At 73.9% G+C, this 24,784-nt stretch carries 21 protein-coding genes; 16 read left to right on the forward strand and 5 right to left on the reverse strand.

Annotated features, from left to right (window positions below; all coding sequences use genetic code 11):
* Positions 1-35 precede the first annotated feature (35 nt).
* From G514_RS0121270 to bar, 4 genes are read left to right on the forward strand one after another with little or no spacing between them, the layout of a single operon-like run.
* On the forward strand, positions 36-581 hold the full coding sequence (locus G514_RS0121270) for an SPFH domain-containing protein (RefSeq protein WP_051247977.1): 546 nt from the start codon (positions 36-38) through the stop codon (positions 579-581).
* The gene (locus G514_RS0121275; protein WP_245582295.1) at positions 568-1,911 is read left to right on the forward strand and encodes an ArsB/NhaD family transporter; all 1,344 of its coding nucleotides are present in this window, start codon (positions 568-570) and stop codon (positions 1,909-1,911) included. Before G514_RS0121270 ends, G514_RS0121275 begins: the two co-directional genes overlap by 14 nt.
* Before the next feature lie 60 nt (positions 1,912-1,971).
* Positions 1,972-2,910 (forward strand): carbamate kinase, encoded by a 939-nt coding sequence (locus tag G514_RS0121280; RefSeq protein ID WP_028653397.1) that lies wholly within the window; start codon positions 1,972-1,974, stop codon positions 2,908-2,910.
* A 12-nt stretch (positions 2,911-2,922) separates the two neighbouring features.
* Positions 2,923-4,026 (forward strand): barbiturase, encoded by a 1,104-nt coding sequence (bar, locus tag G514_RS0121285; protein WP_028653398.1) that lies wholly within the window; start codon positions 2,923-2,925, stop codon positions 4,024-4,026.
* 382 nt (positions 4,027-4,408) lie between these two features.
* Here bar and G514_RS0121290 read toward each other — a convergent pair whose 3' ends face one another.
* The gene (locus G514_RS0121290; protein WP_028653399.1) at positions 4,409-5,575 is read right to left on the reverse strand and encodes a CaiB/BaiF CoA transferase family protein; all 1,167 of its coding nucleotides are present in this window, start codon (positions 5,573-5,575) and stop codon (positions 4,409-4,411) included.
* A gap of 145 nt (positions 5,576-5,720) precedes the next feature.
* Here G514_RS0121290 and G514_RS0121295 point away from each other — a divergent pair, with 145 nt between their 5' ends.
* From G514_RS0121295 to G514_RS0121325, 8 genes are all read left to right on the forward strand, one after another.
* On the forward strand, positions 5,721-6,593 hold the full coding sequence (locus G514_RS0121295; RefSeq protein WP_028653400.1) for a S1 family serine peptidase: 873 nt from the start codon (positions 5,721-5,723) through the stop codon (positions 6,591-6,593).
* A gap of 228 nt (positions 6,594-6,821) precedes the next feature.
* Complete coding sequence (locus G514_RS0121300; RefSeq protein ID WP_157545100.1) at positions 6,822-7,556, forward strand: DUF4129 domain-containing protein; 735 nt, start codon at positions 6,822-6,824, stop codon at positions 7,554-7,556.
* Entirely contained in the window at positions 7,553-8,029 is a 477-nt protein-coding gene (locus G514_RS28210) for a hypothetical protein (RefSeq protein ID WP_036565797.1), read from the forward strand. The genes G514_RS0121300 and G514_RS28210 overlap by 4 nt, the downstream gene beginning before the upstream one ends.
* Positions 8,026-9,006: an AAA family ATPase gene (locus G514_RS0121305; protein ID WP_051247979.1), complete on the forward strand. Its 981-nt coding sequence runs from the start codon at positions 8,026-8,028 to the stop codon at positions 9,004-9,006. Before G514_RS28210 ends, G514_RS0121305 begins: the two co-directional genes overlap by 4 nt.
* Entirely contained in the window at positions 9,003-10,304 is a 1,302-nt protein-coding gene (locus G514_RS0121310) for a DUF58 domain-containing protein (RefSeq protein ID WP_028653403.1), read from the forward strand. Before G514_RS0121305 ends, G514_RS0121310 begins: the two co-directional genes overlap by 4 nt.
* Positions 10,301-10,819: a hypothetical protein gene (locus G514_RS30525; protein ID WP_028653404.1), complete on the forward strand. Its 519-nt coding sequence runs from the start codon at positions 10,301-10,303 to the stop codon at positions 10,817-10,819. Before G514_RS0121310 ends, G514_RS30525 begins: the two co-directional genes overlap by 4 nt.
* On the forward strand, positions 10,816-11,226 hold the full coding sequence (locus G514_RS28215; protein ID WP_342662601.1) for an MGMT family protein: 411 nt from the start codon (positions 10,816-10,818) through the stop codon (positions 11,224-11,226). The genes G514_RS30525 and G514_RS28215 overlap by 4 nt, the downstream gene beginning before the upstream one ends.
* Before the next feature lie 268 nt (positions 11,227-11,494).
* Complete coding sequence (locus G514_RS0121325) at positions 11,495-12,160, forward strand: lysophospholipid acyltransferase family protein (protein WP_245582296.1); 666 nt, start codon at positions 11,495-11,497, stop codon at positions 12,158-12,160.
* Positions 12,161-12,166: 6 nt separating this feature from the next.
* Here G514_RS0121325 and G514_RS0121330 read toward each other — a convergent pair whose 3' ends face one another.
* On the reverse strand, positions 12,167-12,733 hold the full coding sequence (locus G514_RS0121330; RefSeq protein ID WP_028653406.1) for a hypothetical protein: 567 nt from the start codon (positions 12,731-12,733) through the stop codon (positions 12,167-12,169).
* A gap of 92 nt (positions 12,734-12,825) precedes the next feature.
* On the opposite strand from G514_RS0121330, the gene G514_RS0121335 reads away from it, so the two are divergent.
* Positions 12,826-16,074 (forward strand): ATP-dependent helicase, encoded by a 3,249-nt coding sequence (locus tag G514_RS0121335; RefSeq protein WP_036565800.1) that lies wholly within the window; start codon positions 12,826-12,828, stop codon positions 16,072-16,074.
* A gap of 8 nt (positions 16,075-16,082) precedes the next feature.
* Complete coding sequence (locus G514_RS0121340; RefSeq protein ID WP_245582297.1) at positions 16,083-19,319, forward strand: ATP-dependent helicase; 3,237 nt, start codon at positions 16,083-16,085, stop codon at positions 19,317-19,319.
* 281 nt (positions 19,320-19,600) lie between these two features.
* On the opposite strand, the gene G514_RS0121345 is transcribed toward G514_RS0121340, so the two are convergent.
* Together G514_RS0121345 and deoD are read right to left on the reverse strand one after the other, a co-directional pair.
* Complete coding sequence (locus G514_RS0121345; RefSeq protein WP_028653409.1) at positions 19,601-20,665, reverse strand: NAD(P)-binding domain-containing protein; 1,065 nt, start codon at positions 20,663-20,665, stop codon at positions 19,601-19,603.
* A 64-nt stretch (positions 20,666-20,729) separates the two neighbouring features.
* The gene (gene deoD, locus G514_RS0121350; protein ID WP_028653410.1) at positions 20,730-21,431 is read right to left on the reverse strand and encodes a purine-nucleoside phosphorylase; all 702 of its coding nucleotides are present in this window, start codon (positions 21,429-21,431) and stop codon (positions 20,730-20,732) included.
* Between the two features lie 24 nt (positions 21,432-21,455).
* Between deoD and nudC the strand changes: the two genes are divergently transcribed.
* Complete coding sequence (gene nudC / locus G514_RS0121355; RefSeq protein ID WP_028653411.1) at positions 21,456-22,364, forward strand: NAD(+) diphosphatase; 909 nt, start codon at positions 21,456-21,458, stop codon at positions 22,362-22,364.
* A gap of 31 nt (positions 22,365-22,395) precedes the next feature.
* Here nudC and G514_RS0121360 read toward each other — a convergent pair whose 3' ends face one another.
* Positions 22,396-22,647 (reverse strand): mycoredoxin, encoded by a 252-nt coding sequence (locus G514_RS0121360; RefSeq protein ID WP_036565801.1) that lies wholly within the window; start codon positions 22,645-22,647, stop codon positions 22,396-22,398.
* 83 nt (positions 22,648-22,730) lie between these two features.
* Between G514_RS0121360 and G514_RS0121365 the strand changes: the two genes are divergently transcribed.
* Complete coding sequence (locus tag G514_RS0121365; protein WP_028653413.1) at positions 22,731-24,764, forward strand: ATP-dependent DNA helicase UvrD2; 2,034 nt, start codon at positions 22,731-22,733, stop codon at positions 24,762-24,764.
* Positions 24,765-24,784 lie beyond the last annotated feature (20 nt).

A 24,784-nucleotide genomic window follows, 5' to 3' on the forward strand; every position in this document is an offset into this window, starting at 1 on the left:
GACTGGGGGCGAGCCAGCAGACGGACGGAGGGCCCATGACCGTGACGACGACGACGGTCGGCATCGCGCTCGCCCTGCCGGTCGTCTGCTGGCTCGCCACCGCGCTCCGGCCGGTGCCGCAGGGGCACCGGATCGTGGTCACCCGAGGGGGCCTGGTGCGCCGGGTCTGCGGGTTGGGGCTGGCGGCGCGGGTGCCGGTGCTGGACCGGTTCGTGACCGAGCCGGCCGGCGTGCACGAGGTGCCGCTGATGGTTCGCGCGGCGACGTCCGACGGCGTACGGGTGCTGGTGCTCGCCGAGGCCCACATCTCCCTCCTCGCCCCTCGGCCCGGGCAGCCGTACGCCGATCCGTGGCCTCCCGCGGAGGGGGCCGCCGAGGCGGCGGTCGCCGGGGTGGTGGGGTCCCGGCCGGCCGCCGACCTGCTGCGCGCCGGGGTGGTCGCCGGCCTGCCGATCAGGCACGCCGTGAGCGCTGCGGTCGACGACCACGGCGTGACCCTCCTCGACCTCGACCTGGTCGAGGTCGACGTCCTGATCGATGTCCCTGTCGACGAGCCTGCCGCCAACCGTGGACGTCCGTGACCTGATGGTCGTGCGCGCCCTGGAGGCCGCGGCCACCGATCACCGTGTCGTCGTCGCGGCCGTGGCGATCTTCGCGATCACCTACGCGTTCATCGCGACCGAGAAGGTGCACCGCGTGGCGGCAGCCCTCGGCGGCGTGGCGGCGATGACGGCCATCGGGCTCGTGGACGCCGACAGCGCGTTCTTCGACCGGGACACCGGCGTGGACTGGAACGTCATCTTCCTGCTGTTCGGGATGATGGTGATCGTCGGCATCCTCAAGCACACGGGGCTGTTCGAGTTCCTCGCCCTGTGGGCGGCCCGGAAGTCCCACGGCGACCCGCGCCGCCTGCTGGCGCTGACCGTCCTGGTCACCGCGGTGCCCTCACCGATCCTCGACAACGTCACCACCGTGCTCCTGGTGACGCCCGTCGTGCTCAAGGTCTGCGCGCGGCTCGGCCTGTCGCCGGCGCCGTACCTGATGACCGTCGTGTTCGCCGCCAACATCGGCGGGATGGCGACCCTGATCGGGGACCCGCCGAACATCATCATCGCCAGTCGCGGCGGGCTGACGTTCAACGACTTCCTGGTGCACTCGCTGCCCATCACCGTCGTCATGACCGTCGGGCTGGTGGTGCTCTGCCGGTTCATGTTCCGTCGCGAGCTCGACCAGCCGACGCACAACGACATCGCGGACATCCGGCCGGGCGAGGCGATCACCGACATCCGGCTGCTGGTGCGCTGCCTGGTCGTGCTGGGGCTCGCGATGGTCGCGTTCAGCCTCCACCACATGCTCCACCTCGACCCCTCCATCGTCGCGATGCTGGGTGCGGGAGCGATGGTGGTGGTCTCGGGGGCGAGCCCGGAGGAGTTCCTCGCCGAGATCGAGTGGACGACGCTCGCGTTCTTCATGGCGCTCTTCGTCCTCGTCGGGAGCCTGGTCGAGGTCGGCGTCATCGGCGACCTCGGGCGGGTCGCCGCCGACGCGATGGCGGAGCACGAGCTGCTCGCCTCGTCGGTGCTGCTGTTCGGCTCGGCCGTGGTCGGCGGCTTCGTCGACAACATCCCCTACACCGCGGCGACCGTCCCGATCGTCGACGACATGGTGGCGGCGTCGCCCAACTCCGGCTCGGGGAGCCCGCTCTGGTGGTCCTTCGTCCTCGGCGCGGACCTCGGTGGCAACACCACCGCGGTGGCGGCGGGGGCGAACGTGGTCGTCCTCGGTCTGGCCCACCGGGCCGGTCACCGCATCAGCTTCTGGCAGTTCACCCGCTACGGCCTGGTCGTGACCTTCGCGTCGCTGGCCGTCGGCTGGGCCTACATCTGGCTCCGCTACTTCGTCCTCGCCTGACCGACAGCACGGGGGCCCGGCCTCCACCTCGGCCCGGGCGCGATGCCCTAGGGTCCACGCGTGAGGGTGCTGCTTGCGTTGGGCGGGAACGCCATGACCAACGCCGAGGGTCGGGCGCGAGTGGAGGACCAGATCGCCGCCGCCGAGGTCGCGATGGAGGCCGTGGCCGACCTCCTCGCCCAGGACGTCGAGGTCGTGATCACCCACGGCAACGGCCCCCAGGTCGGCAACCTGCTGGTCAAGAACGAGCTCGCCGCCGCCGTCGTACCCCCCGTCCCGCTGGACTGGTGCGGCGCGCAGACCCAGGCGACGCTCGGGTTCGTGCTGATGGACGCACTCGACGCGTCGCTGCTGCGCCGCGGCGTGCTGCGCCGTTCGGCGGCCGTCGTGACACGCGCGCTCGTCGACAGCAGCGACCCCGGCTTCGAGCACCCGACCAAGCCCATCGGGCGGTTCCTGCCGGCCGAGGAGGCGCAGCTGCTCGTCGAGCACGGCGAGACGTGGGAGGACCGCGGCGAGAAGGGCTGGCGGCGCGTGGTCGCCTCGCCCGAGCCGCTCGAGATCATCGACGCGCCGGCCGTCCAGGCGCTCGTGGAGGGCGGGTTCGTGGTCGTGGCCAACGGCGGCGGGGGCATCCCGGTCGTGCGCGACGGCGACGGCAACCTGCGCGGCGTCGAGGCCGTCATCGACAAGGACCTCGGCGCGGCCCTGCTCGCGCGCACCGTCGGGGCCGACGTGCTCGTGATCGCGACCGACGTGCCGCACGCCGTGCTGCGCTACGGCACGCCCGAGGCCGGGGACATCGGCACCGTCACGGTGGACCAGCTGCGGGCGTACGCCGCCGAGGGGCACTTCGCCAGCGGCTCGATGGGCCCGAAGGTCGACGCAGCGTGCCGCTTCGTCGAGCGCGGCGGGAGCCGTGCGATCATCACCGATCTCGCCCACCTGACCGGCGCCCTCCGGGGCGACGTGGGCACCGTCGTCGTACCCGCAACCTGAGAGAGTGGCCCCATGCCCGACGCCATCGAAGTACGCAAGGTCCCCATCCACTCCGTCGCCGACGCGAGCGAGCTCGCCACGCTGATCGACGACGGCGTGCTCCACGCCGACCGCGTGGTCGCGATCATCGGCAAGACCGAGGGCAACGGCGGCGTCAACGACTACACCCGGATCATCGCCGACCGGGCGTTCCGCGAGGTGCTCGTCGAGAAGGGCGCCGCCGCCGACGCGGTCAAGCAGATCCCGATCGTGTGGTCGGGCGGCACCGACGGCGTGATCAGCCCGCACGCGACGATCTTCGCGACCGTCCCGCCGGAGGACGTGACCCCGACCGACGAGCCGCGGCTCACCGTCGGCTTCGCGATGAGCGAGCAGCTGCTGCCGGAGGACATCGGCCGCACGCCGATGATCACCAAGGTCGCCGACGCCGTGAAGGTCGCCATGGAGCGCGCCGGCATCACCGACCCGGCCGACGTCCACTACGTCCAGACCAAGACCCCGCTCCTGACGATCCACACCATCCGCGACGCGAAGTCGCGCGGCAAGACGGTGTGGACCGAGGAGACCCACCAGTCGATGGACCTCTCCAACGGCTGCACCGCCCTGGGCATCGCGGTCGCGCTCGGCGAGATCGACATGCCCTCTGACGAGGACGTGATGCACGACCGGTCGTTGTTCTCGTCGGTCGCGTCCTGCTCCTCGGGCGTCGAGCTCGACCAGGCCCAGGTCGTCGTGGTCGGCAACGCGCCCGGCGTCGGCGGCCGCTACCGCATCGGCCACTCGGTGATGAACGACGCCCTCGACCAGGACGGCATCTGGAACGCCATCCGCGACGCGGGCCTCGACCTTCCCGACCGCCCGCACCCGAGCGACCTCGACGGCCGGCTGGTCAACGTGTTCCTCAAGTGCGAGGCCTCCCAGGACGGCGAGGTCCGGGGCCGCCGCAACGCGATGCTCGACGACTCCGACGTCCACTGGCACCGCCAGATCAAGGCCTGCGTCGGCGGCGTCACCGCCGCCGTGACCGGCGACCCGGCCGTGTTCGTCTCGGTCTCGGCCGCCCACCAGGGCCCCGACGGCGGCGGCCCGGTGGCCGCGATCGTCGACCTGGGCTGAGCTCGGGCTGGGCAGGGCAGCGGTGAGTAGGCAACGTCGGGTGGCGGGTTCGGGGCCTGGGCGGGTTGCTGGCTGACCGCTGAGGTGGCGTGCGCCGGTGCAGCGGTGAGCAGGCAACCTCGGGTGGCCGGTTCGGGGCCTGGGCGGGTTGCTGGCTGACCGCTGAGGTGGGCTGCGCCGGTGCGGCGGTGAGTAGGCAACGTCGGGTGGCGGGTTCGGGGTCTGGGCGGGTTGCTGGCTGACCGCTGAGGTGGGCCGCGCCGGTGCAGCGGTGAGCAGGCAACCTCAGGGTGGCCGGATGGAGACCCCGGCGGGTTGCTGGCTGACCGCTGCCCTGGCTTGCCCTGGCCCCGCGCCGGGCAGCGAAGCGGTCAGTCGCGGCTCACGAGTCGGAGGAGTCCAGCCACTCCCGGATCGACTCGTTGTGCTGGCCGAGCGTCGGGGGAGCGACGTGCGAGGAGCGGCCACCGGCGTAGGTGTTGTCGTCGAAGCGCAGCGGCGGGCCGGGCAGGTCGACCGTCCCGAGCGTCGGGTGGTCGACCGAGAGCCGCAGCCCTTGCGACAGCACCTGGTCCCAGGAGTAGACGTCGTCCATCGTCCGCACCTTGCCGGCCGGCACGCCGGCCTCGGCGAGCAGCGCGAGCCAGTGCTCGGCGTCCGCGGGCGCGAACTGCGACTCGAGCTTCGCGATCAACGCGTCGCGATTCGCGACCCGCTCGGGGTTGGTGGCGAAGCCCGCCTCGGCCGCGTCCCAGCCGAGCGCGGCGCACAGCGCGCGCCACAGGTTCTCCGAGCCGCAGGCGATCTGGATCGGCGCGGTGCCGGTCGCGAACATGCCGTACGGCGCGATGGACGGGTGGTGGTCGCCCGACAGTCCCGGTACCTCGCCGGCCACGGTCCACTTGGTGCCCTGGAACGCGTGCACGCCGACCATGCCGGCCAGCAGCGACGTGCGCACCACCCGCCCGCGGCCGGTGGTCGCCCGCTCGTGCAACGCGGCGAGCACGCCGAAGGCGCCGTTCATGCCCGCGATGAGGTCCGCGATCGGCACGCCCACTTTGGTCGGCTGTGAGGTGCCGGTAATCGACATCAGCCCGCCCTCGCCCTGCGCGATCTGGTCGTAGCCTGCGCGCGTCGCCTCGGGGCCGTCGTGCCCGAACCCCGTGATCGACAGCACGACCAGGCGGGGGTTGAGCTCGTGCAGCCGCGACACCGGGAAGCCCAGCCGGTCGAGCACGCCGACCCGGTAGTTCTCCATGAGCACGTCGGCGCGCTCGACCAGGCGCGCGAGCACGTCACGGTCGTCCGGCGACTTGAGGTCGAGGACCAGCGACTCCTTGTTGCGGTTCGCCGAGAGGAAGTACGTCGACTGGCGGTCGTCCTCCGGCCCCACGAACGGCGGTCCCCACGAGCGCGTGTCGTCCCCGGCCGGCGGCTCCACCTTGATGACCCGCGCCCCGAGGTCGCCCAGCATCATCGCGGCGTGCGGGCCGGCCAGGGCCCGCGTCAGGTCGAGCACGAGCAGGTCGGAGAGCGGACCGTCAGCCATGGACCGATGGTCCCAGACGCCGTCGACGTGCCTGCCGCTCAGGCCCTGTCCGGGACGTCGGGCACGTGCCCGGCTCCGAGGGCCGAGTAGTCACAAATGACTACGTCCACGTAACCCGATCGGGCCCCCTCTCGTTGGGTTTCCCATGAACCGCCTGCTCCGTCGAACCGTCGCCGTCCTCGCCGTGCTGGCCAGCGCGCTGCTCGGCGCCACCGCCGTGACCTCGGAGCCCGCCCAGGCCGCGCCCCAGTGGGCGCCCGCCGCGACGGCGAAGATCCACCCCGGCACGATGATGTACACCGCCGGAGCCCAGTGCACCGCCAACTTCGTCTTCACCGGCTCCGACGGCTCGGTCTACGTCGGGTACGCCGCGCACTGCGCCGGCACCGGCGAGGCCACCGACACCAACGGCTGCCAGGCGGGCTCGCTGCCGCTCGGCACCGCGGTCACCTTCAACGAGGGCGGGAACCTCCTCTCCGAGGGCACCGTGGTCGGCCGCGGCACCCTCGTCTACTCCTCCTGGCTCACGATGAAGTCGCTGGGCACCGACGACGCCAACGCCTGCGCCTACAACGACCTCGCGCTGGTCCGGGTCGACGCCGCCGACGTCGGCAAGGTCAACCCGTCGATCCCGTTCTGGGGCGGCCCGACCGGCATCGACACCGACGGCACGGCCCCCGGCGACCGCGTCTACACCTACGGCAACTCCAGCCTCCGGGCCGGCCTGAGCCCGCTCTCGCCCCACACCGGCATCAGCCTCGGCGACGACGCCGCGGACGGTGGCTGGTCCCACCCGCTCTACACCGTCACGCCGGGCGTCCCCGGCGACTCGGGCTCGGCGTTCGTCTCGGCCGACGGCAAGGCGGTCGGCGTCCTCTCCACGCTCGGCCTGCTGCCGCTCCCGCTGTCCAACAACATCGGCGACCTCGCTCACGAGCTGGCGTTCGCCCAGGCCAGCTCCGGCATCGCCGGTCTGACGCTGGCTCTCGGCACCGAGCCGTTCGACCCCGTCCTCTGACCACTCCCCAGGGAGCAACGGTCCGTGCCTCCGCACGGACCGGACGGCCCAGGCCCCGTCCACGCGCCGGACGGGGCCTCGGTCTGTCCGCGGCCGGTGGGTGAACGCTCATCAACCTGCGGAGTTGATGAGCGTTCACCCACCGGCGGGGGTGATGGGCGCTCACCGGCCCGATTCGTGACCGGCACGTGATCGCTTTGGGTCGGTCGCCGCGGTTACGTTCGCCCCGTGACCTCCCCAGCCCGCTCCGGTACGTCGGCGGTGGTCGCCGTCATCGGTGCGGTGGGGCTCCTGCTCGTGCTGGTCACGTGGGCGGCCTCGATCGGGCCCGACCGGGTGGTGTCGGGTGGTCACGTCGACCGGATCCGCCCCGACGAGCCATCGGTCAGCGCGACCGCGCTGGGTGACCCCAAGGACCCGATCGCCGAGGAGCGCCAGAAGGAGCGCGGCGAGCCGCCGGGCTGGCTCGGCACGATCGCCTTCGTCCTCGAGCTCCTCACCATCGGCGTGGTCGTGTTCCTCGTCGGTCGGCTGCTGCGCCGGCTGCGACGGTGGTGGCTGGCCCGCCCACGGCGGCGCCGGCGCCTGCCCGAGGACGTCGCCTTCGAGGTGATCGGCTCGGCCGCCCAGGTCACCGAGGTGATGTCGGAGGACGCCGAGGAGCAGCGTCGCGAGCTCGCTGCGGGCGCCGAGCCGCGCAACGCGATCGTCGAGTGCTGGCACCGCTTCGAGCAGCAGGCGGTCCGGGCGGGGGTCCAGCGCCACGCCTGGCAGACCACGGCGGAGTTCGTGCTCGGCGTCCTCGACCTGGTCGGGGCCGACCGCGGCGCGGTCTCGCGCCTCGCCGACCTCTACCGCGAGGCGCGGTTCTCCGACCACCCGATGACCGACCGCCACCGGAGCGAGGCCCTCGACGCGCTCGACAGCGTCCACCGGAGCCTGCGCCAGCCGGTAGGCCGATGACGGGCCGGCGCCGCTGGTGGTGGCGGCTGGCGGGCGGCCTCGTGGCCTTCGGCGGCATCGAGGCGGCCGTCCTGCTGATCCACGGCGAGGCCGACGAGCTGCGGCTCGCGCTCGTCGTGGCGCTCGTGGTCTGCGCCTCGGCGCTGCTCGTCGACGCGTCGCCGGTCGAGCCCGCCGCGTGGTCGACGCAGGTCGAGCCGGAGCCCGGGCTCGGGCGGCTCGACCCCCGCACGGCGTCGTACCTCCGCGTCCTCGAGACCCACCTGACCGCCCGGGGAGCCGACGGCGCGCTCCGCCACCGTCTCCGCGAGCTCACCGACCGGACCCTTCGGGTCCGCCACGACCTCTCGGTCGACGACCCGCGTGCCGAGGGGCTGCTGGGCCACGACCTGCGCCGCGTGCTGCAGGAGAGCCCGACCAAGCTCACACCCGACCAGATCGACCGCTGCGTGAAGGGAATCGAGGACCTGTGACCACGGCTCCGGAGGCACCGACCATCGAGGAGGCCTCGGCGATCGCCGGCCGCGTGCTCGACGAGGTCGGCAAGGCGATCGTCGGCAAGCAGGAAGCACTGCGACTGGTGCTGTGCGCGATCCTGGCCAAGGGCCACGTGCTGCTGGAGGACTACCCCGGGCTCGGCAAGACGCTGGCCGCCCGCTCCTTCGCGCGGGCGCTCGGCCTCGACTTCGCCCGCGCGCAGTTCACGCCCGACCTGCTGCCGTCCGACCTCACCGGATCCTTCCTCTACAACCAGCGCACCGGGGAGTTCGAGTTCCGCCGCGGCCCGCTCTTCACGGGCCTGCTCCTCGCCGACGAGATCAACCGCACGCCGCCCAAGACCCAGTCCGCCCTCCTGGAGGCGATGCAGGAGCGCCAGGTCACCGTCGAGGGCGAGACGTTCCCGCTGGCCGAGCCGTTCCACGTGCTCGCGACCGCCAACCCGATCGAGTACGAAGGCACCTACCCGCTCCCCGAGGCGCAGCTCGACCGGTTCCTGCTGCGGGTCGGCTTCGGCTACCCGGCGGCGCACGAGGAGTACGACGTCATCGCCCGCCGCGTCGCGCGGCGCCAGGAGGAGGTCGACCTCGAGCCGGTCACCGACCCGGCCGGGCTGCGCGCCGTCCAGGCCGCCGTCGAGACCGTCCGGGTCGACGAGAGCATCGGCCACTACTGCGTGGCGCTCGCCGCGGCGACCCGCGACCACCGCGACACGCTTACCGGTGCGTCGCCGCGTGGGTCGCTCGGCCTGGTCCTCACCGCCCGCGCGTTCGCCGCGCTCCGCAGCCGCGACTACGTGATCCCCGAGGACGTCAAGGCGGTTGCGCGCGCGGTGCTGTCGCACCGGGTCACCGTGCGTCCCGAGCTGTGGATGACCCAGACCACCGGCCGCTCGATCGTCGACGCCGTGCTCGTGCAGGTCCCGACCCCGGCCACGCTCGAACACCCGTGACCACGCGCTGGCGTCCCACACCGGCCCTGGCCCGCGCGGTCGTCGTCGGCGCCGTCGCCGTGGTGGCCGCGGTCGTCGGCTCCGCGCCGACCGTGATGGTGCTGGGCGCGCCGTTCATCCTGCTCGCGGCGTTCGGGCTGCTCCACCGGCCCGACTCCGCGCCGGTGGTGGTCGCCGCGCTCGACCACCGGTGGCTCCACGAGGGCCAGGGCACCACCTCGCGGCTCACGCTGCGCGACGGCGAGGACGTCGAGCACGTGGCCCGCGTGATGGCCCCGACGCCGTTCGTCGCGCTGCACCCGCCGACCGGGCTGGCCGCCGGCCTCGTCCCCGACCTGCCGACGCTGGAGGTCGGTCCACGCCGCTGGGGCCGCCGGGTGCTGGGCGAGGAGCAGGTCTGCCTCACCACCCCGTGGGCCGGCTACCGGTGGGGGCCGGTCGGGTTGCACGGCGACGGCCTGCGGGTGCTGCCGCACACCCAGCGCTTCGTGTCGCGGGCGGAGACGCCGCGGCCGGTCGGGCTGGTCGGCGTCAACCGCTCGCCGCGCCTCGGGTCGGGCGTCGAGTTCGCCGACATCCGGCCGTTCCGGCCCGGCGACCGGCTGCGCCGGATCAGCTGGCGCGTCTCGGTCCGCAGCCGCGAGCTGCACGTCACGACGTCCCCGGCCGAGGAGGACAGCGGCGTCCTCCTCGTGGTCGACGCGCTCGGCGACCACGGCCACTCGGGCGGCCTCGACGGCGAGGCGAGCAGCCTCGATCAGGGCGTGCGCGCCGCGGCCGCCGTCGCCGAGCACCACGTCCGGGCGGGCGACCGGGTGGGCCTGCGCATCGTCGGCGGCGACGGCGGGCTGCTCGGCCTGGGCGCCGGCACCCGCCACCTGCGCGCGATCTTCGACCTGCTCGCCGGCGTCCGCGCGGGAGAGCTCCCGGAGGGCATCGCCCAGCGGATCCAGCTCCGGGTCAGCGGCGGCAGCGTGGTCTTCGTGTTCTCACCGATGCTCGGCCCGGCGATCGTCACCGCGACCGCGAGCCTGGTGCAGCGCGGCCTGCCCGTCGTGGTCGTCGACACGCTGCCGCCCGACGCCAGCCCGCGTACGCCCGACGGCGTCGACCCACGGCTGGTCGACCTCGCCTGGCGGATGCGCCGCCTGGAGCGCGACCAGGTGCTGGCCGGCCTCGAGGCCCTCGGCTGCCCCGTCATCCCGTGGCGCGGGGGAGGCACCCTCGACGACGTGCTGCGCCGTCTGGCCCGACGCGCCGACGTGCCGCGCGCGCTGCCCGGGGTCGCGGCCCCGTGAACCTCCTGCTCAACGAGTCGCGCCCGCGCCTCGTGCTGCGCGCCGTCGTGCTGGTCGGGCCGGTGCTCGCGCTGCTCGTCGCCCGTCCGGCCGACCTGCCGCACGGCTGGTTCGTCGCGCTCACCGTCGTGCTGTCGCTGGGCTTCGCGGCGATGCCGGAGTCGCCGCTCGGCACCGGATGCCTGGGGCTCGTGGTCTTCTGGTGGGCGCTTGACACCGCCGACGGCGTCCGCGTCGAGGCGATCCCGGCGGCGCTCCTCCTGCTGGCCACGCACGTGGCGGCCGTGCTGCTGTCCTACGGACCGACCTCGCTCCCGATCGGCGCGGCGCTGCTGACTCGCTGGGTGCGCCGCGGCCTCGGAGTCGCCGTGGCTGCCCCTCTCGTGTGGCTGGTCGCGGCGCTCGTCGACGACCAGCCGGAGCCGCCGGGCATCTGGATCTCGGGGCTCGCCTGCGCCGTGGTCGTCTGCATCGTCGCCGCCACCGCCGTGACCATGCGCGAGGCCGACGCGTGATCACCCCACGGCGTTCTCCGGCTCCCGCGCTTCGCTCCTCCGCCGAACGACGCCGCGGGGACCGCGAAAAGGCTTCGAGCACGCCCGACCCCGAGGAGTACGTCGAGCTCGTCCTCTCCGTCGTCGAGGAGATCCCGCGCGGCCGCGTCACGTCGTACGGCGCGATCGCCGGCGTGGTCGGCGGCGGTCCCCGCCAGGTCGGCGCGGTGATGTCGCGGCACGGCGGCCCGGTGCCGTGGTGGCGGGTGGTCCGCGCCGACGGGTCGCTGCCGCCGAGCCACGAGGAGAACGCGCGCCCGCACTACCTCGACGAGGGCACCCCGCTGCGGCCCTCCGGCGCGGTCGACATGGCCGCGGCGTTCTGGGAGCCCGAACCACCCGACCTGCCCGTGCCGCGCGAGGTGTGAGGGTCTGGCCTGTGCACAAACTCCGCGAACCGGTGGAGAAACCTCCTTGGCCGGTGGATGAAGCTGTGGAACCGGAAGAATGTTGCCGGGACCCCTTGCGCGGCCGCCGCCGGAGGCAATAGAACTTCTCCTGCACCGCCACTTCGGTGGGGGTGCAAGAAGGGCCCGAACAACTCATACTTGTTCGGGCCCTTCGCCTGTCTCGGACACCTCCGCTCCCTCGTGGACGCGATTCGGCATACCTCGCGGTAGGCGCGACACTCGTCGGGTGCTCTACGACGTGATGCACGCGGTCCTCCCGCCGGCGCTCAAGGCGATCTGGCGGCCCACCATCCGCGGGCTCGAGCACGTGCCGAGGTCGGGTGGCGTGATCCTGGCCAGCAACCACCTCAGCTTCGTCGACTCCGTGGTCATCCCGACCGTGGCGCCGCGCAAGGTCGTGTTCCTGACGAAGTCCGACTACTTCACGGGCAGCGGCCTGAAGGGGCTCGCGTCGCGGGTCTGGTTCGAGGGCCTCGGCATGCTGCCGGTCGACCGCGACGACAGCCGCGCCGCGATCGCCAGCCTCGACATCGCCCTCGAGGTGCTCGGCAGGGGAGAGGCCTTCGGGATCTATCCCGAGGGGACCCGGTCACGTGACGGGCGGCTCTACCGCGGCCGCACCGGCGTCGCCCACCTCGCGCTGACGGCCGGCGTGCCGGTCGTGCCGGTCGGCCTGACCGGCACCCAGCACGTCCAGCCGGTGGGCTCCAGGCGGCCGCGGGTGGTCCCGATCACCGTCGAGTTCGGGGCGCCGATCGACTTCCGGGGCCGCTTCGACGGGGTGCCGTCCGGCCGCGCGCGGCGCGAGGCCACCGACGAGGTGATGGCCGCCATCCAGCGGATCACCGGGCAGGTCGAGGCCGGCATCTACAACGAGCGGCCGGTCGAGTAGGTAGGCCTAGCTCAGCGCGTTGTAGGACCAGACGCCGGCGAGGAACCCCACCGCGCCGAGCGCGGCGTACGCCGGCACCCACCACCGCGAGCCGGTCGAGGGCTGCCGGGCGGGCGGGAGCACGGCGTTCTTGATGCCGACGAGGATCCCGAACACGGCCGGCGCGGCCATCAGCCAGAACATCACGCCGCAGACCATCCAGCCCCAGACGATGCCGTCACCCTTGACGGCGTACTCGAGGAAGTTCCACCCCAGCGACCCGAACAGCAGTCCCCACATCGGGATCAGGAGGTTGGGCGCGTTGATCGAGAGCGCCGCGGCCGACCCGGCCATCGCCGTGATGATCATGACCGGCGCCGCGATCGCGATGAGGTAGGAGCCGTCGGGGCACGGCTGCGCGCTGACGTACGGGCCGCCGTCGGCGCAGGCGCCGCCCACGTTCATCACCGCGCGCATCGAGAAGAACGTCCACGTCAGGGTGATCCCGAGGACCAGCACGCTGACGACGGTCGCCGGCACGGCCTTGCTCGCCCACCGCGACGGCTGGCTCTTCGCGGTCGCCTCCGCTGTCATGGCTGAACTCTGGCAGAGCCGCGGACGCGCGTGCCACGACACGACGGCCGTGCGCGCACGCGTGTGTCGGCGGTTCGTGATGGAGTGATCCGGTGACCGAGACCGCGACCACCTACCACCTGGTCCGGCCCTCGCTCACCGTCGAGACGCCCGTCCTCGACGAGCAGCAGCAGCGCGTCGTCTACCACGACGCCGGGCCGCTCCTGGTGCTGGCCGGCCCCGGCACCGGCAAGACGACCACGCTGGTCGAGGCGATCGTGCGGCGCATCGACGAGGGCGTCCACCCCGACCAGATCCTGGCGCTGACCTTCTCCCGCAAGGCGGCCGAGCAGCTGCGCGACCGCGTCAGCGCGCGGGTCGGCCGCACGATGTCGGCCAGCATCGGGTCGACGTTCCACTCCTTCGCCTACGGCCTGATCCGTCGCTACGCCCCCGCGCAGCTCTACGTCGGCCCGCTGCGCCTGCTGTCCGCGCCGGAGCAGGACGTCGTCCTGCGCGAGCTGCTCCAGGACCACCCCGAGTCGGTGCGCTGGCCCGAGTCGCTGCGCGTCGCGCTCGGCACGCGCGGCTTCGCCGGCGAGGTGCACGCAGTGCTCTCCCGCGCCCGCGAGAAGGGGCTCGACGGCGACCAGCTCGCCGAGCTCGGCGAGCGCGAGGGGCTGCCCGAGCTGGTCGCGGCGGGCGCGTTCCTCGAGCAGTACCTCACGATCCTCGACGACCGCGGGGCAGTCGACTACGCCGACCTCATCCGGCGCGCCACCATCGAGGCCACCGTCCACCGCGACGAGCTGCGCGGCACCTACGCGCACGTCTTCGTCGACGAGTACCAAGACACCGACTCCGGCCAGGTCGCCCTGCTCCGCGCCCTCGCCGGCGACGGCCGCAACCTGGTCGCGGTCGGCGATCCCCACCAGTCCATCTACGCGTTCCGGGGCGCGGAGGTGCGCGGCATCCTCGACTTCGCGACCGAGTTCCCGCAGGCCGACGGCAGCCCTGCGGAGGTGGTGGCGCTCGGCACCACGCGCCGGTTCGGCCCGCGCATCCTCACCGCCGCCCAGCGGGTCGCGGAGCGCATCGGGCTGCCCGGCGCGATCCCCGAGCAGGCCCGCACGGCCTTCCTCGAGCCGCGCGCGGTGGCCGGCGACCACGGCGACGGCCGGGTCACGGTGCGCACCTTCGACAGCGACCGCGCCGAGGCCGAGCACCTCGCCGACCTGCTGCGGCGCGCGCACCTCGAGGACGGCATCGCGTGGGACGAGATGGCGGTGCTGGTCCGCTCAGGCCGGGCGTCCATCCAGCCGCTGCGGCGCTCGCTCGGCGCGGCCGGCGTCCCGGTCGAGGTGGCGAGCGACGAGGTGCCGCTGGTGCGCGACCCCGCGGCGCTGCCGCTTATCGATGCCATGAGGGTCGTGCTCAACCTCGACAACGCGGACGTCGACCACCCCGACCACATCGACGCGGCGCGGGCCGAGGCGCTGCTCACCGGTCCGCTCGGCGGGCTCGACGCGGGCGACGTACGCCGCCTGGCGCGTCAGCTTCGCCAGCGCGAGAAGGCCGCGGCCGCCGCCGAGGAGCGACCGCCGGTCCACTCGCGAGAGCTGGTCCGGCTCGCCGTGCTCGCTCCCAGCCTGCTCGACGGGCTCGAGGGCCCCGAGGTCGACCGGGCCCGGGCGGTCGCCGGGCTGGTGGCGCGCACCCGCGCCCAGCTCGACGAGGGCGCCTCGGCCGAGGAGCTGCTCTGGACGCTGTGGTCGGGCACGTCCTGGCCCACGCGGCTGCGCCGGTCCGTCGAGCTCGGCGGCGGGGCCGCCCGTCGAGCCCACCGAGACCTCGACTCGATCTGCGCGCTGTTCGAGGCGGCCGCGCGGGCGGAGGAGACCCGCGACCGCGTGGGCGCCCGCGAGTTCCTCGCCACCCTCGTCGCCCAGCAGATCCCCGCCGACACGCTTGCGGAGCGCGGCGCCCGCGGAGCCGCCGTCCGCCTCCTCACCGCCCATCGCGCCAAGGGCCTGGAGTGGCGGCTCGTCGTCGTCGCCCACGTCCAGCAGGACGGCTGGCCCGACCTGCGGCGCCGCTCGACGTTGCTGGGCGCCGACCGGATCGGCACCGACGGCCTGGTGCCGGCCACCACCGCCCGCGAGATGCTCACCGAGGAGCGGCGGCTCTTCTACGTCGCCTGCACGCGCGCTCGCGAGCGCCTGGTCGTGACGGCGGTGGCCTCGCCGGAGGACGACGGTGACCAGCCGTCGCGGTTCCTGCAGGAGCTCGGCGTCAGCATCGAGGTCGTCGAGGGCCGCCCGGCCCGGACGCTGTCCCTCGGCGGCCTGGTCAGCGAGCTGCGCCGCACCGCCGCCGATCCCGCCGTGAGCCCGGCGCTCCGGCAGGCGGCCGCCCGGCGACTGGCCCGGCTGGCGGCCGAGACGACCGGCGACCGGGCGCTGGTGCCGATGGCCGACCCGTCGACGTGGTGGGGCACCCGCGCGGCGACCAGGTCGGTGCGGCCCCTGCGCGACCCCGACCAGCCGGTGCCGGTCTCGGCGAGCCTGCTCGACGCCATCACCACCTGCCCGACGCAGTGGTTCCTCGCGCGCGAGGCGGGCGGCGTCACGCGCTCGCACCAGTCGGCCAACCTCGGCGAGATCGTCCACGCGCTCGCCCAGCGCATCGCCGCGGGCGAGCTCGACGTGACCCCCGACGAGGCCGGCGTCGAGGCGCTCATGCAGCACGTCGGCGCGGTCTGGGACCGCATGGAGTTCCGCACGCCGTGGGCCCGCGCCCGCGAGCTCGAGCGCACCCGCGCGGCGCTGGGGCGCTTCCTCTCGTGGCACACCGCCAACGCCCGCACCGTGATCGGCATCGAGCAGGAGTTCCGGGCGGTCGTCGACCTGCCCGACGGCGAGCGGATCCGCCTCGCCGGCTACGCCGACCGGCTCGAGCTCGACGCCGACGGGCGAGTCGTCGTGGTCGACCTCAAGACCACCCGCTCCAAGCCGACCGACAAGTCGCTGGCGACCAACGTGCAGCTCGGCCTCTACCAGCTCGCCGTCGACCAGGGCGCCATCGACGGCCTCCCGGGGCTCCCCGAAGGCCGGGCCGAGGCCGGCGGTGCCGAGCTGGTGCAGCTCGGCCTCCGCGACGGCGGACCCGACGCCGTCGTCCAGACGCAGGGCGCGCAGGCTGACGACGGGCCCGAGCGCACCGCGCTGCGCGGACAGCTCGCGCGCGCAGCGCAGCTGCTCCGCGCCGAGCAGTTCCCGGCGATCGTCGGCGACCAGTGCCGCGAGTGCCCGTTCGAGCCGATCTGCCCGGCCAAGAGCGCTGGCCACGTGGTGGCCCAGTGAGCGGCCCAGTGAGCGGCCCAGTGATCGCCCCCGCCGCGGCGCCGGCACGCGAGCTGCGCACGCCGGACGACCTCGCGGCCGCGATGGGGGCGTCCTGGGTGGCGAGCGCCCAGCAGTGGGCGGCCATCTCGGCGCCGCTGCGACCGGCCGTCGTCATCGCCGGCGCCGGCTCGGGCAAGACCACGCTGATGGCTGCGCGGGTCGTCTTCCTCGTCCTCACCGGCCAGGTCCGGCCCGACGAGGTGCTCGGCCTCACGTTCACCACCAAGGCCGCCAGCGAGCTGCGCGGCCGCATCCGTGACTCGCTGCTCGCCGCAGGCGCCCTCGACGAGCCGGGCCCGGGCGACGACGACGTCCTCGAGCCGACCGTGGCGACCTACAACGCCTACGCCGCCAGCCTGCTCACCGACCACGGGCTGCGCATCGGCCACGAGCCCGACACGCGCGTCATCACCGATGCGGCCCGCTACCAGCTGGGCGCGCGTGTCGTCGACCGCTACCCGGGCGAGATCGTGCAGCTCACCGACCACGCCGAGACCGCGATCCAGAACCTCCTCGCCCTCGACTCGGCGATGAGCGAGCACCTGGTCGGCCCCGACGACGTCCGTGCGTTCGACCTCGCGGAGCGCGCCGGCTTCGAGCGTGCCCACGCCGAGGAGGCGGCCGGCAATGCGCGCAAGACCTACCTCAAGCCGATCGCCGACGCGATGAGCGCGATCGACCGCCGCGGCGAGCTCCTGGGCCTGGTCGCGGCGTACCGCCGCCTGAAGGCCGACCTCGGCCTCATGGACTTCTCCGACCAGATCGAGCTCGGCGCGCGCCTCGCCTCCGCGCAGCCCGAGGTGGGCGCGCTGGAGCGGGCGCGGTTCAAGGTGGTGCTGCTCGACGAGTACCAAGACACCTCGGTCGCCCAGGCGACGATGCTCGCCAGGCTCTTCTCCGGGCCCGACCCGGCCACCGGGCGCGGGCACGCCGTGACCGCGGTGGGCGACCCCAACCAGGCGATCTACGGCTGGCGGGGTGCGTCGGTCTCCAACATCCTCGACTTCCCCGAGACGTTCCCGGCCGCCTCGGGCGCGGTCGAGACCTACCCGCTCACTGTCAACCGCCGGTCCGAGCGCCGCATCCTCGAGGCCGCCAACCGGCTGGCCGCGCCCCTCTACGCCGCCCACGCCAGCGTCGCGCCGCTCGAGGCCAAGCCCGAGGCCGGCCCGGGCGTCGTCACCGCCGCGGTCTTCGAGACCCACCGCGAGGAGCTGGCCGCGCTGGTCGACGGGGTGCGGGCGGCGCGCACCGAGCGGTGGTCCGACATCGGGGTGCTGACGCGCGACAACCAGCACGCCGCCGAGGTGTTCGACGCGCTCACCGAGGCCGACATCCCGGTCGAGATCGTCGGTCTCTCGGGCCTGCTCCGGCTGCCCGAGGTCGCCGAGGTCGTGGCGATCCTGCGGCTGATGCACGACGTGACCGCCAACGCCTCGCTGCTGACGCTGCTCACCGGGCCGCGCTGGGCGATCGGGCCGCGCGACCTCGGCCTGCTCAGCAACCGCGCCGCCGAGCTCGCCGGCCGCCGCGGCCGCGGAGACGACCCGGCGTCGATCACGGCGCACCTCGTGCAGATCGCCGACGGCATCGACCCGGCCGAGATCCCGTGCCTCGACGACGCCCTGGTCGACCCGGGCGACGCGGCGTACTCGCCGGAGGCGCTCGAGCGGTTCGGGCTCCTCGCGCGCGAGCTCCGGATGCTCCGCTCGCACGTCGGCGAGCCGCTGCTCGACATCGTGCGGCGCATCATCGACACGACCGGCGCCGACGTCGAGCTGGCCTCGGCGGTCAGCTCGGCCGCACCGGCCCGGCGCGACAACCTCGACCTGTTCGTGCGGGCGGTTGCCGACTTCCAGGCCGTCGACGGCGACGTGACGCTGCCGGCGCTGCTGGCCTACCTCACCGCGGAGGACGACCAGGGCAACGGCCTCGACGTCGCGACGCCGACCTCGGCCGACTCGGTCAAGCTGCTCACCGTCCACCGCTCGAAGGGCCTCGAGTGGGCGTCGGTGTTCCTGGTCGGGGTCTGCGAGACGCGTTTCCCCGCCAACCGGTCGCGGCCGCTCTGGACGTCGTCCCCGTCCGTCCTCCCCAGTCCGCTGCGCGGTGACGCCAAGGACCTGCCGCGGCTCCAGGGCTACGACAAGGCCGCGCTCGACGCGTTCCGCGCCGACCAGAAGTCCCACGACCGCACCGAGGAGCTGCGTCTCGGCTACGTCGCCTTCACCCGTGCCGCGCACCGGCTGTCGGTCACGTCCTACCTGTGGACGCCGCGCACGACCTGCTTCGGCCCGTCCGAATACCAGGCGATCGTCCGCGACCTCCTGGCCGAGTGGGGCGAGCCGACGCCGCCCTGGCTCGACAAGCCCGAGCGCGGCGCCCCCAACCCCTACGACGGCGAGGACCAGTCGCGGCCGTGGCCGCCGGCCGGACCCGGCGCGGAGGTGCAGCGGCGCCTCGAGGCCGCCGCGATGGTGCGCGCCGCCGACCCGACCTTGGAGGACGACGGGCTCGACATGGTCGAGGCCGCCCGGGTCGCCGACTGGGACGCCGAGATCGAGCGGCTCGTCGCCGAGGCCCGGTCCGAGCGCAGCACAGCGGTCGCCGTACCCCTCCCGTCGAGCCTGTCCGCGTCGGCCCTGCTGCGCCTGCGCCAGGACCCCGACTCCTTCGCCCGCGAGCTCGCGCGCCCGATGCCCAAGCCGCCGTCGCGAGCCGCCAGGTTCGGCACGCTCTTCCACGCCTGGGTCGAGGACCGCTTCGCACAGCAGCCGCTGCTCGACCCCGACGAGCTCCCCGGCCGCTACGACACCGGCATCGACGACGACGCCGACCTCGACGCAGTCATCGAGGCCTTCGAGAACGGGCCGTTCGCCGACCGGGTGCCGCACGCCGTCGAGGCACCGTTCGCGCTCGTGCTCGCGGGCGAGGTGATCCGGGGCCGGATCGACGCGATCTACGACGAGCCCGCCGCCGACGGGTCCGCAGGCTTCCTCATCGTCGACTGGAAGACCAACCGCCACGAGGACGCCGACCCGCTCCAGCTCGCCCTCTACCGGCTCGCCTGGGCCGAGCTCCGCGGCGTACCCCTCGAGCACGTGCGGGCCGCTTTCCACTACGTCCGCACCGGCACGACCGTCGAGCCCGACGACCTGCCGGACCGTCACGCGCTCGAACAGCTGGTGTACCTCGACCGCTGATCGACGCCCGCGGGCGGGGTGGCGGTGAGTGAGCAACCTGGAGAGGTCGCGCCGCCCAGGTCCGAGGTTGCTGGCTGACCGCTGCCCCGGGCCGCGACGGGGTGGCGGTCACCAGACAACGTGGAGAGGCCGCGGTGGCCGGCTCGGAGGTTGCTGGCTGACCGCTGCCCGGGGCCGCGGGCGGAGTGGCGGTCACCAGGCAACCTGGAGAGGCCGCGCCGCCCAGGTCGGAGGTTGCTGGCTGACCGCTGCCCCGGGCCGAAGCGGGAGCACACGACCGCTCAGGCGCTGACCGCGTCGCCCTCGGTGTCCCGCGCCAGCCACGCGGCGACACCACGGGCCGCGACCCGGCCGGCGCGGTTGGCGCCGATGGTGCTGGCCGACGGGCCGTAGCCGACGAGCTGCACCCTCGGGTCGGCGACCGCCGTGGTGCCGTCGAGCCGGATGCCGCCGTGCTCGGACCGCAGGCGCAGCGGCGCGAGGTGGCCGACCGCCGGCCGGAAACCCGTGGCCCAGAGGATGACGTCGGCCGGCCAGAGCGCACCGTCGGGCATCCGCACGCCGCCGGGCTCGACGGCGGTGAACATCGGGTGCCGTTCGTAGGCGCCGAGCCGCTCGGCCTCGCGTTCCTGCTCGCGCAGCGCGAGCCCGGTGACGCTCACGACGCTGGCGGGCGGGAGACCGCGGCGCACGCGCTCCTCGACGAGCGCGACCGCAGCCCGACCGACCTCGGGGGTGAAGTCGTCGGTGCGCCACACCGGGGCGCGGCGGGTCACCCAGAGGGTGTCGGCGGCCACCGGGGCGATCTCGCCGAGCAGCTGTACGGCGGACGCGCCGCCGCCGACGACCACCACCCGGCGGCCGCGGAAGGCCTCCGGCCCCGGGTAGTCGTGCGGGTGCAGCTGGCGCCCGCGGAAGGTGTCGGCGCCCGGGTAGGCCGGGACGAACGGCCGCGACCACGTGCCCGTCGCGTTGACGACCGTGCGGGTGAGCCAGCGGCGCTCGCCCGCTCGCACCTCGAGCAGCCCGTCGTCGGCCTCGACGACCGCGTCGACCCGCACCGGCCTCAGCACCGGCAGCCCGTGGGTCCGTTCGTAGTCGGCGAAGTACGCCGCGACGACCTCGTTGGCCCGCCCCTCGTCCTCGGCGAGCGGCTCCGCGCCGGGCAGCGCGGCGATGCCGTGGACGTCGCGCATGGTGAGCGAGTCCCAGCGGTGCTGCCAGGCGCCGCCGGGCTCGGCGTCGGCGTCGAGCACGACATGCGGGATGCCCCGGCGCTGCAGGTGGTACGACGACGACAGCCCTGCCTGGCCCGCGCCGATCACCACCGAGTCGAGGACGTCCACGTCGGGTGAACGCCGTCGCCCTCCGAGTTAGTCCGGGCGGAAGCCCACGCGACCAGCGCCCGGATCAGCCGAGGCCGGCGGCCAGCGCGATCTCGACCATGTCGCCGAACGTGCGCTCCCGCTCGTCGGCCGTGGTCTCCTCGCCGGTGACGATGTGGTCGGAGACCGTGCAGATCGCCAGCGCGCGGCGCCCGTGGCCGGCCGCGATCGTGTAGAGCACCGAGGCCTCCATCTCGATCGCGAGCACGCCGTGCTCGACCATCCGGGTCATGAGCTCCGGTCGCGCGGCGTAGAACGAGTCGCCGCTGAAGATCAGGCCGACGTGCACGTCGTCGCGGTCTCCCGCGGCGCCGGCCGCCGCAGCGAGCAGGCCGAAGTCGGCGACAGGGGCGTAGTCGAGCCCTTCGAAGCGGATCCGGTTCATGCCCGAGTCGGTGCACGCGCCCGACGCGATCACGATGTCGCGGATCTTCACCTTCTCGGTGAGCGCCCCGGCCGAGCCGACGCGGATGACCGACTGCACGTCGTACTCCCGGAACAGCTCGGTCGCGTAGATCGCCAGCGACGGCTGGCCCATGCCCGAGCCCTGCACCGACACGCGCTGGCCGCGCCAGGTGCCGGTGAAGCCGAGCATGCCGCGGACCTCGGTGTAGCAGCGCGCGTCGTCGAGGAACGTCTCGGCGATCCACTTCGCCCGCAGCGGGTCGCCGGGCATGAGGACGAGGGGTGCGATGTCGCCGGCAGCGGCTCCGATGTGGGTGCTCACTGGCGGGAGACTAACGTCAGGCAGGTGGACTACCAGCACCAGCGCTTGGCCGCCGGCGCCCACGACCGCATCGCCGTACGGCGCCGCGACGACGCCTGGCTCGAGGAGCGGTGGGCCGACCCCGACACCCGGGTCCTGGTCGTCTCCGGCACCCGCGTGCGGCCCCGCGACGGCCGGATCCCCTGGGTCACCGCGCAGGAGGCGCCGGACGGGGTCCGGGTGCTGCTGGGCGAGAACGACGGCCGCGCGTGGTTCGCGCTCGTCACAGGCCCGGAGGCGGCGCAGGAGGCCAAGGACGAGTGGTTCCCTCTGCGCGGTGTCCTCCCGCACCTCGCCGGCGACGGCCTGGCGCAGGCCCCGCTGGTCTTCCACGCGCTGGGGCTGGCCGAGTGGCTGTGGGCCACGCGCTACTGCCCGCGCTGCGGCGAGCCGCTGGCCCCGCGAGCCGCGGGGCACGAGCTGGCCTGCCCCCACGGGCACGTGCAGTTCCCCCGCAGCGACCCGGCGGTGATCATGGTCGTCACGTCGGGCGAGCCGGGCAGCGCTGACGAGCGTTGCCTCCTGGGCCGCCAGGCGTCCTGGCCGGAGGGCCGCTACTCGACCCTGGCGGGCTTCTGCGAGCCGGGGGAGACGCTGGAGGACGCCGTACGCCGGGAGGTGCTCGAGGAGACCGGTGTCGTCGTGGGCGACGTGGAGTACTTCGGCAACCAGCCGTGGCCGCTGCCGGCGAGCCTGATGCTCGGGTTCATCGGGCGCGCAGTGTCGGAGGTCATCAACGTCGACAACGACGAGATCGACGACGCGCGCTGGTTCACCCGCGCGGACATGAAGGCGGGCGCCGAGGTGGGTGAGCTGGTGCTGCCCGGCGGCGTCTCGATCAGCCGGTCACTCGTCGAGCACTGGTACGGCGGGCCGCTGCCCGGCCAGTGGTGAGCCGGGCGCCGGACGCCGACGTCAGCCGGCGTCAGCCGACGAGCGCGGCGAGCTTGTCCTTGACCTGCGCGAGCGAGGGGTTCGTCTGCGCGGTGCCGTCGCTGTAGACCAGCGTCGGGACGGTCTGGTTGCCGCCGTTGGCGGACTCGACGATCTTCGCCGCCTCCGGCACCTGCTCGATGTCGACGACGTCATAGCTGATGCCCTCACGGTCGAGCTGGCTCTTGAGCCGGTGGCAGTAACCGCACCACGGGGTCGTGTACATCGTGAAGCCTGCGCTCATCAGGGGGTGTCGCCTCCGGCATCTAGGGTGAATCGAAGCTGTTGCAAGCACCTGGAGAACCACCACCCCGCCGGAGTTGTTCCTTGCCTGACCTCCTCGCCGCCCTCGACCCCGAGCAGCGCCTCGTCGCCGAGGCCCTGCGCGGCCCCGTGCGGGTCCTCGCGGGCGCCGGCACCGGCAAGACCCGCGCCATCACCCACCGCATCGCCCACGGCGTCGCCACCGGCGTCTACGCGCCGTCCGAGGTGCTGGCCGTGACGTTCACCACCCGCGCCGCCGGCGAGATGCGCGGCCGCCTCCGGGCGCTCGGCGCCGGCGGCGTGCAGGCCCGCACCTTCCACTCCGCCGCGCTGCGCCAGCTCCGCTACTTCTGGCCGCACGTCCACGGCACCGAGCTGCCCCAGCTGATCGAGTCCAAGCTCGGGCTGCTCGCCAGTGCCACCCGCCGCCAGCGCCTCAACACCGACCAGGCCCTGCTCCGCGACCTCGCGTCCGAGATCGAGTGGGCCAAGGTCAGCAACGTCGCGCCCGCGACGTACCCCGACGTCGCCGCGGCGCGCAGCAGGTCGGTCGCCGGCCACTCCCACGAGGTCGTCGCGCGGGTCTTCGACGCCTACGAGGAGGTCAAGCGCGAGCAGGGCCGGATGGACATGGAGGACGTGCTGCTCCTCACCGCCGGCATGCTCGCCGACGACGAGCGCGTCGCCGCACAGGTCCGGCGCCAGTACAAGTGGTTCGTCGTCGACGAGTTCCAGGACGTCTCGCCCCTGCAGTCCGCGCTCCTCGACCTCTGGCTCGGCGGCCGCGACGAGCTCTGCGTCGTGGGCGACCCGTCCCAGACGATCTACTCCTTCGCCGGCGCCAACGCCGACTTCCTGCGCGACTTCCCGGCCAAGTTCCCCGGCACCACCTCGATCGAGCTGGTCCGCAACTACCGCTCGACCCCGCAGGTCGTCGAGGCCGCCAACACGCTGCTCGAGGGCACCGCCAGCCAGGGGGTCGCGCTGCGCTCGCAGCAGCCGGCCGGGCCGGCGGTCACCTACGACGCCCACCCCGACGAGGTCGCCGAGGCCGAGGCGGTGGCGGCCCGCATCCTCCGGCTGCGCGACTCCGGTCGCGAGCTCGGTGAGATCGCCGTGCTCTTCCGCATCAACGCCCAGTCCGAGGGCTTCGAGGACGCGCTCGCGGCGCGCGGCATCCCCTACGTCATCCGTGGCGCGGCCCGCTTCTTCGAGCGCCCCGAGGTCCGCGAGGCCGTCACCCGCCTCCGCGGTGCCGCGCGGTCGGGCGAGGCCGACGGGAGCGGGGTGCTCGAGACCGTGCGCGCCACGCTGGCCGGCATGGGCTGGACGCCCGAGGCGCCGGCCGCCCGCGGGCAGACCCGCGACCGCTGGGAGTCGTGGCAGGCGCTGATCAGCCAGGCCCTCGAGTTCTCCCAGCGCGAGGGCGGCGCCGAGCCCACGCTCGACGAGTTCGTCGCCGACCTCGACCGGCGCGCGGCCGAGCAGCACGCGCCCGTCGCCGACGGGGTCACGCTCGCGACCTACCACGCCGCCAAGGGCCTCGAGTGGGACACCGTCTTTCTCTGCGGCCTCCAGGACGGCACCCTCCCGATCACCTACGCCGAGACCCCCGCCCAGGTCGAGGAGGAGCGCCGGCTGCTCTACGTCGGCATGACCCGCGCCCGGGTCGACCTCGCGCTCTCCTGGGCGCTCGCCCGGCAGCCCGGCGGCCGCGGCTCCCGCAAGCCGTCGCGCTTCCTGACCCCGCTCCTCCCGCACGACGCCCTGCCGGCACCCAAGGCGCCCAAGGTCAAGGGCGCCCGCATGTGCCTCGAGTGCGGCAAGCCGCTGCAGACCGCGGCCGACAAGGCCCGGCGCCGCTGCGCCGGCTGTCCCGCCCCCTACGACGAGGAGCTCTTCGAGCGGCTGCGCCAGTGGCGCACCGAGCGCGCCCGCGAGGAGGAGATCGCGGCGTTCATGGTCTTCAGCAACGCCACGCTCGAGGAGATCGCCACCCGGCGTCCCCAGTCGACGCGCGAGCTGCTCAAGGTCAGCGGCGTCGGCAAGGAGAAGCTCCAGAAGTACGGCGAGGACCTCCTCGGGCTCGTCAGCTGAGGCCCGCGCGCAGGGTGGCA

The sequence above is a fragment of the Nocardioides halotolerans DSM 19273 genome (assembly GCF_000422805.1).
GTDB lineage: Bacteria > Actinomycetota > Actinomycetes > Propionibacteriales > Nocardioidaceae > Nocardioides > Nocardioides halotolerans.